A 14,039-nucleotide genomic window follows, 5' to 3' on the forward strand; every position below is an offset into this window, starting at 1 on the left:
AGGCCTCGAACTGCTGTCCGTCGCCGTCACCCAGAACATCGTCGGCGAGACCCAACGCATCGGCTTCGGCTCCACCCTCGGCGTCATCCTGCTCGCCATCTCCCTGATCCCGATCACGATCTTTCTCCACCAGGCGTTCCGCCGTGAGGAGTCCCCGCGATGAAGCCCTCCCGGCTCGGTAGCGTCGCCGCGCAGGCGTTCATGCTCGTCATGCTGGCGCTCTGGGTGACGCCGGTGCTGTTCGCGCTGTACGTCGCGCTCCGCCCGATCGCGGAGACCAACGAGCACGGTTACGTGTCCCTGCCCCGCAGCCTGACCCTGGCCAACTTCCAGGCCGCGTGGACCCAGTCCGACATGTGGCACTTCTTCCTCAACTCGCTGGTCATCACGGTGCCGGCGGTGCTGCTCACGCTTCTGCTGGCGGCCTCGTTCGCCTACGTGGTGTCGAGGCTGCGCTTCCGGTTCAACATCCCTCTCCTCATCCTGTTCACCGCCGGCAACCTGCTGCCGCAGCAGGTCATCATCACGCCGCTGTTCCGCCTGTACCTCGCCATCCCGCTCCCGCACTGGGTCAGCGAGAGCGGCCTCATGTACAACTCCTACCTCGGACTCATCGCCATCAACGTCGCGTTCCAGCTCGGGTTCTGCGTCTTCGTCCTCAGCAACTACATGCGGACGCTGCCGAAGGAGCTCGACGAGGCCGCGGTCGTCGACGGCGCGACCGTGTGGACCCGGTTCTGGCGGCTCACCCTGCCGCTGTGCCGGCCGGCCCTCGCGGCCCTCGCCACGCTGCTCACCACCTGGATCTACAACGACTTCTTCTGGGCCATCACGCTCATCTCCACCGGCGACAAGCGCCCGGTGACCTCGGCCCTGGCCAATCTCCAGGGCCAGTTCGTCGCCAACCAGAACATGATCGCGGCGGCCGCCCTCATCGCCGCGATCCCGACCCTCATCGTGTACGTCGCGCTGCAGAAACAGTTCATCGCCGGGCTGGCGCTCGGCTCGACCAAGGGCTGAAAGGCTTGTCCCGTGACCGAGGTCCCGATGACGGCACGGCCAGGGAGCTGCGCCGCGGCGGCGACACCTCGACGCTGATCGGGATGCTCGGCGGCGACCTGGGCAACCCGTTCCACTCCCGGCTCGCCGGCGGGCTGGAGCGCGAGGTCCGGGCGCACGGCCTGCAACTGGTCACCGTCGACATCGACGAGAACTCGCAGTCCGAGCACCAGCTCACCGAGGCGCTGCTGGAGCGGCGCGTCCGGGCGCTGGTGCTGGCCTCCACCCTGCCCACGCACGACCATCTGGCGGTCGAGCGCCGCCACGGCACGCCGCCGTTCATCTTCGTCGACCGCCCGCCCGTCGGCGTGTCCGCGGACGCGGTCCTGCTGGACAACCGCGACGGCGCCCGGCAGGCGGCGGCGCACCTGCTGGCGCTGGGGCACACCCGCATCGGCATCGTGGGCGACCGGTCCCGGCTCAGCACCCACCGGGAGCGCGTCACCGCGTTCGGTGCTGCGCTGGCGGCGGCCGGCGTCCCGGACTGGCGCGAGCACCTGGTCGAGGGCGCCCACGACATGGACACCGCGCAGCGTGCGGTGACCGCGCTGCTGCGGCTCGACCGGCCGCCGACCGCCGTCTTCACCACGAACAACCGCATCACCACCGGCGCGCTGCGCGCCCTGCACGGGCATCCGTCGCCGCCGGCGCTCGTCGGCTTCGACGAGCTGGACATGGGCGACATCCTCGGCGTCACGGTCATCGCCCACGACGCGGAGAACATGGGCCGGCAGACCGCGCGCCTGCTGCTGGAGCGTCTCGACGGCTACACCGGCCCGCCGCGGTGGGTCATCCTGCCGACCCAGCTGATCGCCCGCGGCACCACCCTGCACCGCCAGTCCCACCTTCCACCCCGATCCTGACGACGTTGCCACACCTCGGACCCTGGGGGTCGCATCGATGCTGGCCTCGACACGGCAACTCGCCATCCTGGAAATCGTCAACCGCGACGGCGGCGCACAGCTGCGCCGCCTCGCCGACCTCTTCGGCGTCTCCACCGGCACGATCCGCCGCGACCTGACGATGCTCGACGCGTCCGGCCTCGTCGCCCGCGTCCACGGCGGCGCCGTCCGCCGCCCGGCGGCCGGCCACGGCCAGAAGCCGCTCCGCTCGGCCGTGATGGCGCGGCAGTTCGCCCGGGCCGCGATCGCCGCCGACGCGGCCAGGATGGTGGCGCCCGGCACCACCGTCGCGCTGCCGGCCGGGCCCATCTCGACGCTGCTCGCCCACCACCTGGCGACGGTGCCGGACCTGACGGTGGTGACCTACTCGCTGCCGGTCGCCCAGGCGTTCCAGGAGCACCAGCGCCGCGACCAGACCCTGGTGCTCACCGGCGGCGTGGTCACCGGCACGCAGGGGCTGACCGGCCCGCTCGCCGCCAGGACGCTGCACGCGTTTCACCTCGACACGGCGTTCATCGAGCTCGACGGCACCGACGACGCCGGCGTCCCGGCCAACGTCGACGAGGAGACCGCCGAGCTCAACCGCGCCGTCCTGCCCGTCACCGACCGGGTCGTCTGCTTCGCGGACCACACCGCGTGGCACCGGCGGGGCGAGCACCAGGTCATGCCCGCCGGGGTGCTCCTGCTCGTCGACGCCCGGGTCCGCTCCGAGCTCCGCGACGACCTCACCCTCGCCGGCGTCCACCCCGTCATCGCCCACGGCCGGCGGCTCAGCCCCACCTGATCCCCGCCGCGGCGACGCGCATCACCCGGTCCTCTCCGGGTACCCGGAGAGGATGACCCAGGGCTCCACGACGGCGTCGCTCGGCGCGCAGCGCTGCGTCTCGCTCACCACGTTCAGGAAGGACGGCACCCCGGTCGCCACGCCCGTGTGGATCACCCCGGACGGCGACGCCCTCGTCGTGACCACCCTCGCCGCCAGTTACAAGGTCAAGCGCCTGCGCCGCGACCCTCGCGTGCGGCTGGTCCCCTGCACCCGCACCGGCAAGGTCCACGTCAGCACCCCGCCGGTCGAGGGCACCGCCGAGATCGTCACCGACCAGCGCGAGATCGCCCGCATGACGGGACTGGTCCGGCGCAAGTACGGCCTCGAGTACCGCCTGGTGATGCTCGTCGAACGGCTCGCCACCCTCGGCCGGCGCGACCGGGTCATGCTGCGGATCACCCTGCAGGGCTGATGCGGATCAGCTCTGCCCAGCCCAGTTCAGCTCTTCGGCCGGCGCGAGGATTCAGCTCAGCTCTTCGGCCAGCGCGAGGATGATGCCGCCCGGCCCGCGGAGGTAGCACAGCAGGTAGGCGTCCTCGTAGCGCGTCACCTCACCGACGAGCTCCGCGCCGTGCGGGCGGAGGCGGGCGAGGGTGTCCTCGATGTCGTCGACGGCGTACATGACGCGGTGCAGGCCAAGCGTGTTCGACGGGGTGACCGCCGGCTCGGGGGTGATCGACTTCGGGCTGTGGTACGTCGCCAGCTCGAGCCGGCCCGGGGCGCCCGGGACCCGCATCATCGCGATCTCGCTCCGCATGCCGTCGAGCCCGACGACCTTCCCCGCCCAGCTGCCCTCGATCGGCATCCTCCCCTCCAGCTCCATGCCGAGCTCGGTGAAGAACGCGACGGCGGCGTCGAGGTCGTCGACGACGATGCCGACGTTGTCCATGCGCTTGATCGTCATGTCGCCGAGCATATGGGCAACGACGGGGGCACGCTCAGGCGAGGCGGGTCGTGACGGCGGTGGCCATGGCCTGCTCGCCGGCGGCGTTGGGGTGGAACGGGGCGGCGGCGTTTTCCGGGACGACCCCCTCCGCCCAGCGGACGCTCTTGGAGCGGCAGACGTCGTGGCCGACCGACGGCGTGTAGGTGTCGGCGTATTCGGCACCGTTCGACGCGGCGGTCTGGGCGAGCATCGCGTTGAGCGACTTCGCCACCGCGCGCAGGTACGGCACGTCACCGAACGCGAACGGCACCGCCGGCCAGCAGCCGTAGCCGCGGTCGGGCACGATCGCCGGATAGCCGACGACGACGATGCGGGCGGCGGGCGCGGCTGCGCGCACGGCCTGGATGACGGCCGTGACCTTCGGGGCCGTGCCGGCGATCCGGGCCTGGAGCTGGTCGGTGCCGCCGGCGGTGTACCGGTCGCGGCAAGGCGTGCCGAAGGGGTCGCCGACGCCGTCCTGGGCGCACGCCGTCACGATGCCGGTGAAACCGATGTCGTTGCCGCCGATGCCGATCGTGACCAGCGCCGTCGCGGCGGTGACGGCGGAGATCTGGGCGGGGACGGGCAGGCCGAGGGTGCCCTTCCCGGGGTTGAGGATGTCGGCAGTGGTGGCGCCGCCGCAGCTGGCGTCGACGAGGGCGGCCGAGCCGATCGCGCGGGCGACCAGCGACGGATAGTTGCGGTTGGAGCGGACGCAGTTGAGGTCGACCTGGTCCGGGATCAGCGGTCCGGAGGTGTACGAGTCCCCGAGCGCCACGTACCGTCCGGTGGGCGCGGCGGCGTGGGCGGGGCCCGGGGTGCTCAGCACCAACCCGGATGTCAGCAGCGCGGTGGCGAGCAGGGCCAGTCTCATGGCGGTCCCCCTGGCGGAAGGGATGGTGCGGGGACCGAATTCTGCCAGCTACAGCGACATCGGTCAATGGCTGGCGATGGTTGTGAGAACGTGTTCAGGCGCCCGGCCGGCACGGTCCGGCGGTCTCTGGTCCACTGCGATCGATGTCAAGCCACGATCAGCCGGTGGCCGCCAGGTACGCGTGCACCGCCGAGACCACCACCGAGCCCTCGCCGACGGCGGAGGCGACCCGCTTCACCGAACCGGCCCGGACGTCGCCGACGGCGAACAGCCCCGGCACCGAGGTCTCGAACGCGCCGCGGGTCACCACGAACCCCTTCTCGTCCAGCTCGACGCCCACGTCGTGCAGCCACGCGGAGCGCGGCTGCGCCCCGATCATCAGGAACAGCCCGCCGGCCGCCACCTCGACCTCCCGTCCGGTCGCCCCGTCCCGCCACGTGAGGTGGGTGAGCCGGTCGCCGCCGCGCGCGCCGGTCAGCTCCGACCGCGGGTGGACGGTGATCCGCTCGTGGTGCAGGAGCCGCTGCGCGAGGTAGTCCGACATCGTCTCGGTCAGGTCGTCGCGGCGGATGAGGACGTGCACGTGACCGGCTTGCCGGGCCAGGAACAGGGCGGCCTGCCCGGCCGAGTTGGCGCCCCCGACGACCACGACGTCGCGGCCCAGGCAGGCGCGCGCGTCGATCTCCGTGGCCGCGTACGAGACGCCCCGCCCCTCGAGGTCGGCGACGCCGGGGACGGTCAGCCGCCGGTACCGGACACCGCTGGCGACGACCACGGCGCGGGCGGCCACGTCGGTGTCGTCGTCGAGCCTGACCCGGAACCCGTCAGCGTCACGGGTCAGGCCGGTGACGGATCGGGGCGAGACGAGCCGCGCCCCGAACTTGACGGCCTGCAGCATCGCCGAGCGGGCCAGTTCGCCGCCGGCGATCCCGCGCGGGAAACCCAGGTAGTTCTCGATCCGCGACGAGGTGCCGGCCTGCCCGCCGGGGGCGACGTCCTCGACGACCACGACGTCGAGGCCCTCGGAGGCGCCGTAGACGGCGGCGGCCAGACCGGCCGGGCCGGCGCCGACGACCAGCAGGTCGCACCGCGCCCCCTCGGGCAGCCCGCACAGGTCGAGCCCGACGGCCGTGGCCAGGTCGCGGGGGCTCGGGTCGGTCAGGACCCGCCCCTCCCCGGTCACCACCGCCGCACCCTGCTCCGGCAGCGCGCACGCCGCCGCGACCTCGTCCCAGGCGGACGGGTCGGAGCGCAGCACGACCCGGAACGGGACGTGGTTGCGCGCGGCGAACTCCCGCAGCCGGCGCAGGTGGTGGTCGTCGTCGCCGGCGAGGACGAGGCCGCCCTCGCCCCAGCGGCTCAGCATGCGCCGCCGGGCGTCGAACGCGGAGATCAGCAGGTCGCCCAGGTCCACGGTGGTCGCGATCAGCCGGCGCAGCTCCTCGACGGGCACCCGCAGCAGCGTGGTGCCGGGCATCGCCACCCCGGCGAGGAACGCCGGCTGCCCCATCAGCATGCCGAGCTCGCCGACGAAGTCGCCGGGCTCCACGACGACCACGACCCGGTCGTCGCGGCGGTCCACCAGGCACAGCCCGCCGGTCTCCACGACGTACAGGTCGTAGGGCTCGCCGCCCTCCCACAGCACCTCGCCGGGCGACGGGCGGACCACCTCCCCGGCCGCCTCCAGCAGCGCGCGGTCCTCCGCCCCGAACGCCGGCCACGCCTGGGCCTCGTCCGGCGCGCCGGCCCGCCGCGACGAGTACCGCGTCTGCGCGTCGGGAACTGGGACCGAGCTCATGTGCATGCCTCCTGGTAGCGGGCGGACGTCGCAGCAAGATACCGGAGTGCGAGGATGGCGGGTGATGGAGTCGTACGTCGAGCACCCGCCGGTGGCCGCGTTGGCGCACGTCGTCCGGACGGTGTGGGTCCAGCGCACCGGCGACGTCGCGTACGCGCAGCGGCACCTTCCGGCCGGCGGCGTGGAGCTGCACTTCCCGATCGGCGGGCGCCCGCACCTGCTCGGCCCGCTGACCGGTCCGCAGGTCGAGGTGATCCCGGCGCGGACCACGGTGGTGGGCGTGCGGTTCCTGCCTGGGACCCCGCCGCCCCTGCCGGTGGCCCTCGACGAGCTGCTCGACCAGCGCCCGGGCCTGGCGGACCTGTGGGGCGGGACCGCCGACCGGCTCGCGGAGGCGATGGCCGGCGCCCGGACGCCCGAGCGGGCGCTCGCGCTGCTGCAGCGCCACCTCCTGCGTGAGTTCCGCGGCGATGCGAGCGTGGATCCGCTGGTACGGGAGGCCGTGCGGGCGCTGATGCCGTGGTCGCCGGTCACCGTCGACGCCGTCGCCGGCCACCTGGCGCTGTCGGTGAGCCAGCTGCGCCGCCGCTGCCTGCGGGCGGTCGGGTTGAGTCCGAAGGTCCTGCAGCGCACGCTGCGGTTCCAGGGGTTCCTGGCGCTGGCCCAGTCGGGCGCGGCCGGCGTCGCGGGCCTCGCGGCCGACCTCGGCTACGCGGACCAGGCGCATCTGAGCCGGGAGTGCCTGCGGCTGACCGGCCTGACCCCGCGCGACCTGCTCGGCGGCGAGGTCGACCGCTGTTGCTGCGGCCACGACCACACCGCGTCCTACGAGCCGTTCCTCCGAGGCCGTGCGCGATTCGTTCAAGACCCGGCCGGCGCCCGCGGGATCTGATCAAGCCATGATCCTCGTCACCGGCGGGCTCGGCATGATCGGCGCCCACACCGCCCGCGCGCTCGCCGACCTCGGGCACCAGGTCGTCGTCACCGCGCACCGGCGGGCGGAGGTGCCGTCGTTCCTCGCCGGCCGGGTCACCGTCGAGGCCCTCGACGTCACCGACCGCGACGCGTTCCTCGCCCTCGCCGGCCGCCACGAGATCAGCGGCATCGTCCACCTCGCCGGCTCCGTCCCCGGCGACGATCCGGCGGCGTACTTCCGCAGGGACATGGCCGGGCTGCTCAACGCCCTCGACGCGGCCCGCACGTGGGCGGTGCGCAGGTTCGCCGTCGCGAGCAGCATCGGCGTGTACATCGGCCGGCCCGAGATCCCCTGGCACGAGGAGCTGCCGCTGCCGGCCGCGCACCTGCCGCACCTGATCGTCGCGTTCAAGAAGGCCCTTGAGCCGGTCGTCACGCACGCCCTGCAGGGCACCGGCGTCCAGCCCGTGCTGCTGCGGATCGGCAGCACATGGGGTCCGCTCATGGACCCGGAGTCGCCGTTCAACCCGATCCCGCCGTACATCAGCGCCGTGCTGCGCGGCGAGGAGCCGCCGCCGCTGCACGCCGGCGACGGCGGCGACACCTGCTACGCGCCGGACGCCGGCCGCGCGATCGCCCTGCTCATGACCGCCCCGAGCCTGCGGCACGACACATACAACGTGTCCAGCGGCCGACCGTTCACCTACCGGGAGGTCGCGGACGCGCTCGAGGCGGAGGCGCGGCCCGGGGGCGGCGGCGCCCACCCGTACCTCGACATCAGCCGCCTCACCGAGGACACCGGCTTCAAGCCCGAGTTCGACATCGCCGCCGCGGTCGCCGACTACGTCGCCTGGCGGTCCGCCAACTCCCGCTGAAGCAGCGCGTCCTGCACCTCGTCGAGCGTGTCGGGGATCTCCGCGCCGGCGGACACGTCGGGCAGGTCGTCCTCCATCCGGTGCAGCGGCCGGTACGCGAGCCCGAGCGCGCCCCACACGACGAGGAGCACCCCGCACGCGACGAGGACGAGCCCGGCGCCCCGGTCGGCGCCGACGCCCACCACCTCGCCGACGGTCCCGGCGAGCGCGCCGCCGGGGCGCAGCAGCGGTGTGACGAGGGACGTGAGCGGCGGCGCGGTCAGGAACGCGAGCGGGGTCATCGCGACCGCCAGCATCTGGTTGGTGGCGAGGACCCGGCCCTGCAGCTCGAGGCCGACCTTGACCTGGATGATCGCGAGCCAGTGCGCGTTGAGGATCGTCAGGGAGGCGTACCAGACGAGGCTGCCGGCGGCGGCGACCGCGGTCGACGGCCGCAGCCCGACGAGCGCCGCGCCGAGACCCACGCCGATGACGAAGCCGACCATGCCGGTGGCGCGGCGTTCGGCGCCGCCCCACAGCACCATGGCGAGCGCGCCGATGCCCGCGCCGATGCCGCTGCACGCGGTGACGACGCTGACGGCGGTGGTGCCGCCGAAGCCGTACACGGTGGGGACGGTGACGGCGAGGGCGAGCATGGCCAGGTAGTTCTCGACGACGAAGAACCCGATCATGATCATGAGCGGGCGCCGCCGGACGAGGAACCGCCAGCCGCCGGCGATGGCGCGGGCGAAGGCCTCCTCCTGCCGGCGGAACAGCCGGTCGGGCAGCCGCACTACGAGCAGGGTGCCGACGCCGACGAGCAGCGACACCACGTCGACGGCGACGACCCACGGCATGCCGAGCGCGGTGATGAGCGCGCCGCCGGCGAGGGGCGCGATGAGCATGCCGATGCCGGGCCCGAGGTTGGCCAGGGCGTTGGCCTGCCCGAGGTACGGCTTCGGCACGAGCTGCGCGACCGCCGCCAGGTACGCGGGCCGGTGGAACGCGGTGATCGCGGACAGCAGCCCGGCGAGGAGCCCGACGGTCCAGATCTCCAGCGTGCCCAGGGCGAGAAGGGTCACGACGGCCGTCATGACCGCGACGCCGGCACCGTTGCAGGCGAGCATGATGCGCCGCCGGTCGAGCCGGTCGGCGACGGCACCGCCGAGGGGCAGCAGCAGGATCGAGGGCAGCAGCGCCAGCATGGTGACGAGCGCGTAGTCGGCGACCCGCCCGTGCTGCTGGTAGGCCCAGACGCCGAGGGCGAACGAGCTGAGCGCCGCGCCGATCAGCGACGCGGTCTGCCCGGCCGCCATGAGGTAGAAGTCGCGCAGGTCGCGGCGGGCCCGCCCGCCGGCGACCGCGGTGCTGACCGGCTCCGGTGGCCGCCCCTCCCGCCAGTCCCGGGTGGCGTCGGCGATGCGGTCGGCGGCCAGCGCGGCCTGGTGCTTGAGGAAGTAGTGCCCGGCGCGGGGCAGGACGGCGAGGGCGACCCGGTCGGCGAACGCGCCCCACTCGGTGTAGCGCTCCTCGTACAGCTCGGTGGAGCGGTCCCGGGCGCCGATGAGGCACAGGACGGGCGCGCGGAGCCGGCGCCGGTCGGGGCGGGTCAGCTCGCGGGTGAACCAGGTCTGCGCCTCGTCGACGTCGTGCCGCAGTCCGCGCAGGATCGTTTCGGTGTCCAGTCCAGTATCAAGCCCAGTGTCGTCGTCGAGGCCGCCGAGGGTCCGCAGGAAGTCCCGGTACGCCCGGTCCGACGTCCACCAGGTGGCGGGGATCCGCCGGTGCAGCCACGCGGTGACCCGGCCGGGCAGCCGCGCGGCGGGGAAGCTGCCGCCGACGACGAGCCCCACCACGTCCCGGCCCTCGGCCTCCAGGCGCAGCGCCAGCTCGGTGGCGGCCGCGGAGCCGACGCAGTGCCCGTACACGAGCACCGGCCCGGGCGGCAGGTCCGCGACGATCCGGTCGGTGAGCGCGGACATCGGCAGCGGCGGCTCGTCGGGGCGGGCCGGGTCGTGCCCGGGCAACTCGACGGCGAGGACGGCCGCGCCGGGGATCCGCTGCGCCAGCTCCGTCGCCAGGGGCCCGTACGCGGCGGCGGAGCCACCTCCGTACGGGACGCACACGACGGTGAGCGTGCCGGTGGCGGGCCCGGCCAGGCGGTGCAGCAGCCCCGACGATCCGGTGTCACCGTCGAGGTACGCGGCGAGCTCGCGCACGGTGGGGTGCGTGAAGAGGTCGATGACGCGCAGCTGCGGGTCGATGGCGCGGACCGCGCGGACGGCCTTGAACGAGTCGCCGCCGAGGGCGAAGAAGTCGTCGTCGAGCCCGGGGTCGGCGTCGTCGAGCACCTGCGCCCAGGCCGCCGCGACCCGCACCTGCGTCGGTGTCGACGGCGCGACGCGGGTGGCCGCCGCCGGTGCCGCGGGGGCGGGCAGCGCGGCCCGGTCGACCTTGCCGTTGGCGGTCAGCGGCAGCCGGTCGAGCGCGACGAACGCCGACGGCACCATGTAGTCGGGCAGCCGGTCCCGCAGCGCGGCCCGGATCACGCCGGTGTCGGCGGTCGCGGGCGTGACCCACGCGGCGAGCCGCCGCGTGTGCGCCTCGCCGACGGGCAGCACGACCACCTCGCCGACGCCGGGGACGGCGCGGACGGCGGCGGCGACCTCGTTGAGCTCGACCCGGAAGCCTCGGATCTTCACCTGGTCGTCGACGCGGCCGAGGATGTGCACGAGGCCGTGCGCGTCGACCCGGACGCGGTCGCCGGAGCGGTAGCGGTCGCCGGTGAACCGGTCGTCGCGCCCGTGCAGGTAGCCGCGGGCGACGCCCGGCCCGCCGATGTGCAGCTCCCCCGGCACGCCCGCGGGCACGGGCCGGCCGGCCGGGTCGGTGACGAGGCACTCCACGTTCGGGAACGGGCGGCCGATCGGGACGATGCCGTGGCGGCGCCCGGCGGGGATCTCGCGCACGTCGCAGCCGAGCACCGACACCGTGGTCTCGGTCGGGCCGTAGTGGACCTGGACGCCGAGGTCGGGGCGGACCCGCTCGATGCGCTCGATCAGCTCCCACGGGCATGGTTCGCCGGCCAGGACGAGCTGCGCGCGGGGCAGCAGGGTGGCGAGGTCGCCGTGCGCGGCGAGCAGCTCCAGGTGGCTGGGGACGAGCTTCATCGCGTCGACCGGGTGCGCGGCGAGGTAGGCGGCGAACGCCTCCGGGTCGGTGGCGGTCTCCCGGTCGACGAGGTGCACGACGCCGCCGGTGGTCAGCGCCCCGAACAGGTTCGTCATGCCGAGGTCGGCGGCGTGGGTGGAGACGAGCGCGTAGGACGCGTGCCGCCCGATGCGGTCGGCGACCGCGTGCAGGTAGTGCGCGATGTGCCGGTGCTCGACGGCGACGCCCTTGGGTCTCCCGGTCGAGCCCGACGTGAAGATGACGTACGCGAGGTGGTCCATCGGCACCCGCACGGCCTGCGCCGGCTCACCCGCGAGGTCCGCGACGACGAGCGCCCGGCGGTCCGCGACCCGGCCGGCGAAGGCCGCCTCGGTGAGCACGAACCGCGCGCCGGCCGCGTCGAGGATGTCCGCCACCCGCCCGTCCGGGTAGCCGGGGTCGATCGGGAGGTAGGCGGCGCCGGCCTTCAGCGCGCCGAGCATCGCGACGGGCAGGCTGACGCCGCGCTCGGTCAGGACGGCGACGGGCTCCTGCGGCCGCACCCCGCCGGCGAGCAGCCGCGCCGCGACGACGCCCGCGCGCCGGTCCAGCTCGGCGTAGGTCAGGCTGCCGTCGGCGGCGACGACCGCGGTCGCGTCGGGCGTGAGCGCCGCGTGGCGCGCGATCAGTTGATCGAGTGGCTGTTCCATCGTGTACGACACGCGGCGGCCGGCCGGTCCTGACAGCGCGCCCGGCTCCAGCGGTTGCCGGCCGACCGGCACGTCGGGGGTGGCGGTCAGCCCGTCCAGCAGCGCAAGGAACCATCCGGTGAGGCGGCGGGCGGTGTCGTCGTCGAACAGTTCGGCGCGGTGGACGAGCGAGCCGCGGTAGCCGTCGGCGGTGCGGGACAGCGCGAGGTTGAGGTCGTACTTCGTGGTGCGGATCGGCAGGTCGACGACGTGCGCGTCGAGGCCGGGGAAGCGCATCGGCGCGGGCGGCTGCTCCAGGACGTTCAGCAGCACCTGGAAGATCGGGGTGGTGGCGAGGTTCCGCTCGGGCTGCAGCCGGTCGACGATCCGCTCGAACGGGGTCTCGGCGTGGGCGAGCGCGTCGATCGCGGTCTCCCGCACGCGGGCCAGCAGCTGGCGGCCGGTCGGGTCGCCGGAGCAGTCGGTGCGCAGCACCAGCGTGCCGATGAAGCACCCGATCATCGTCTCGACGTCCGGGTGGTGCCGGCCCGCGGCGGGGACGCCGACGGCGACGTCGTCGGTGCCGCAGACCCGGGCGAGCAGCGCCTGCCAGGCGGCGAGCAGCACCATGAACGGGGTCGCGCCGCCGGCCGCGGCGAGGCCGTCGATGCGGGCGGTGAGCGTGGCGGGCACCTCCACGGGCACCTGCCCGGCCTCGGCGCCGGCGACGGGCGGGCGGGGCCGGTCGGCGGGCAGGTCCAGCACAGGCGCGAGGCCCCGCAACCGCTCGACCCACCAGTCGAGGTCCACTGTGGACGGCTCCCGGCCGCCCTGCCAGCGGGCGTAGTCGGCGTACTGCACCGCGGGCGCGGCCGGGACGGGCCGGCCCTCCACCCTGGCCGCGTAGAGGTCGGCGAGCTCGCGCAGGGCCAGGTCGACGGACCACGCGTCGAAGGCGATGTGGTGCACGACCAGCAGCAGCAGGTGCTCGTCCGGGCCGGTGCGGCAGATGAGCACCCGCATCGGTGGCTCATCGGCGAGCCGGAACGCCCGGTCCCGGAACGCGTCGAGCGTGCCCGCCGTCTCGACGGGCACGTCGCCGGCGGCGCCGACGACCGCGGTGGGGGTGCCGTCCTGGTCCACGAACCGGCTGCGCAGCACGTGGTGCCGCGTCGCCAGGTCGCGGACCGCGGCGGTCAGGGCGGCCACGTCGAGCGCGCCGGTCAGCCGTACCGTGGCCGTGACGTGATAGGCGGCGCTGTCGGGCTCCAGCTGGTGCATGAACCACAGCCGCGCCTGCGCCGGGGACAGCGGCGCGGGAACGCCCGGATCGGTGGCGGGGATCCTGGTGGCGGTGTGGGCGGCAGCGCGGCTCGTCACCGCGCGGGCCGCTGCCAGGCGCTGCCGGATGAGCGAGCGCTGGTTGTCGGTGACCGTCACGCCTGCGTCACCTCGGCCAGCAGCAGCGACTCGAGGGCCACGGCGAAGCCCGCGAGGACGGGCTGCTCGAACAGCAGCCGCACCGGCACCGGCAGGTCGAGCGCGTCGCGGAGCCGGCCGACGACGAGCGTCGCGGACAGCGAGTGCCCGCCGAGGGCGAAGAAGTTGTCGTGCACCGACAGGTCGTCGCGGTGCAGCACCGCGCCCCACACGTCGGCGACGAGGTGTTCGGCGTCGCTGCGCGGCGCGACCCGCTCGCGGACCTCGTCGTGCGGCTCGGGCAGGGCGCCGCGGTCGACCTTGCCGGAGCCGTTGACCGGCAGGGACGGCAGCGTCATCCAGCGGCGCGGCACCATGTACTCGGGCAGCGCCGCCCGTAACAGCGTCTCGAGGCCGGGCGGGTCGACCACCGACCCGGGTCCCGGCACGACGTAGCCGACGAGGTGCGGGTCGGCGCCGCCGGCGACGGTCACCACGGCCTCGGCGACGCCAGGCGCGGCCCGCAGCCGCACCTCGATCTCGCCGAGCTCGATGCGGTGCCCGCGCACCTTCACCTGGTGGTCGCGGCGGCCGAGGAAATCGAGGAGCCCATCGGTGCGCCAGCGGA

11 protein-coding genes are annotated in these 14,039 nt (G+C 74.4%); 6 read left to right on the plus strand and 5 right to left on the minus strand.

Annotated features, from left to right (window positions below; genetic code table 11):
• Positions 1-159: 159 nt before the first annotated feature.
• Genes ABZ321_RS57740 through ABZ321_RS57755 form a run of 4 tightly spaced genes read left to right on the plus strand, consistent with a single transcriptional unit; the run spans position 160 to position 3,199 of the window.
• Positions 160-1,020, plus strand: a complete 861-nt coding sequence (locus tag ABZ321_RS57740) for a carbohydrate ABC transporter permease (protein WP_344506704.1) — start codon at positions 160-162, stop codon at positions 1,018-1,020.
• Positions 1,021-1,025: 5 nt separating this feature from the next.
• On the plus strand, positions 1,026-1,922 hold the full coding sequence (locus ABZ321_RS57745; RefSeq protein WP_354905525.1) for a substrate-binding domain-containing protein: 897 nt from the start codon (positions 1,026-1,028) through the stop codon (positions 1,920-1,922).
• A 37-nt stretch (positions 1,923-1,959) separates the two neighbouring features.
• Positions 1,960-2,745: a DeoR/GlpR family DNA-binding transcription regulator gene (locus ABZ321_RS57750; protein WP_354905527.1), complete on the plus strand. Its 786-nt coding sequence runs from the start codon at positions 1,960-1,962 to the stop codon at positions 2,743-2,745.
• Positions 2,746-2,797: 52 nt separating this feature from the next.
• A complete protein-coding gene (locus tag ABZ321_RS57755) occupies positions 2,798-3,199 on the plus strand; it encodes a PPOX class F420-dependent oxidoreductase (protein ID WP_354905529.1) in 402 nt (133 codons plus the stop codon).
• A 51-nt stretch (positions 3,200-3,250) separates the two neighbouring features.
• Here the strand turns inward: ABZ321_RS57755 and ABZ321_RS57760 are convergent, their stop codons facing one another.
• From ABZ321_RS57760 to ABZ321_RS57770, 3 genes are all read right to left on the minus strand, one after another.
• On the minus strand, positions 3,251-3,691 hold the full coding sequence (locus ABZ321_RS57760) for a VOC family protein (RefSeq protein WP_344506710.1): 441 nt from the start codon (positions 3,689-3,691) through the stop codon (positions 3,251-3,253).
• A gap of 34 nt (positions 3,692-3,725) precedes the next feature.
• Positions 3,726-4,586 (minus strand): SGNH/GDSL hydrolase family protein, encoded by an 861-nt coding sequence (locus ABZ321_RS57765; RefSeq protein WP_354905532.1) that lies wholly within the window; start codon positions 4,584-4,586, stop codon positions 3,726-3,728.
• A gap of 157 nt (positions 4,587-4,743) precedes the next feature.
• On the minus strand, positions 4,744-6,384 hold the full coding sequence (locus ABZ321_RS57770; RefSeq protein WP_354905535.1) for an FAD-dependent oxidoreductase: 1,641 nt from the start codon (positions 6,382-6,384) through the stop codon (positions 4,744-4,746).
• Positions 6,385-6,448: 64 nt separating this feature from the next.
• On the opposite strand from ABZ321_RS57770, the gene ABZ321_RS57775 reads away from it, so the two are divergent.
• On the plus strand, positions 6,449-7,276 hold the full coding sequence (locus ABZ321_RS57775) for a helix-turn-helix domain-containing protein (protein ID WP_354905537.1): 828 nt from the start codon (positions 6,449-6,451) through the stop codon (positions 7,274-7,276).
• 7 nt (positions 7,277-7,283) lie between these two features.
• Positions 7,284-8,174 (plus strand): NAD(P)-dependent oxidoreductase, encoded by an 891-nt coding sequence (locus ABZ321_RS57780; RefSeq protein WP_354905540.1) that lies wholly within the window; start codon positions 7,284-7,286, stop codon positions 8,172-8,174.
• Here ABZ321_RS57780 and ABZ321_RS57785 read toward each other — a convergent pair.
• Positions 8,141-13,432, minus strand: coding sequence for an amino acid adenylation domain-containing protein (locus ABZ321_RS57785; protein WP_354905543.1), 5,292 nt, complete (start codon positions 13,430-13,432; stop codon positions 8,141-8,143). The two genes, ABZ321_RS57780 and ABZ321_RS57785, sit on opposite strands and share 34 nt — an antisense overlap.
• Positions 13,429-14,039: phosphopantetheine-binding protein (locus tag ABZ321_RS57790; RefSeq protein ID WP_354905546.1), on the minus strand; the 611-nt coding region annotated here is incomplete at its 5' end. The genes ABZ321_RS57790 and ABZ321_RS57785, both read right to left, overlap by 4 nt.

The sequence above is a fragment of the Dactylosporangium sp. NPDC006015 genome, assembly GCF_040614215.1.
GTDB classification, from domain to species: domain Bacteria; phylum Actinomycetota; class Actinomycetes; order Mycobacteriales; family Micromonosporaceae; genus Dactylosporangium; species Dactylosporangium maewongense.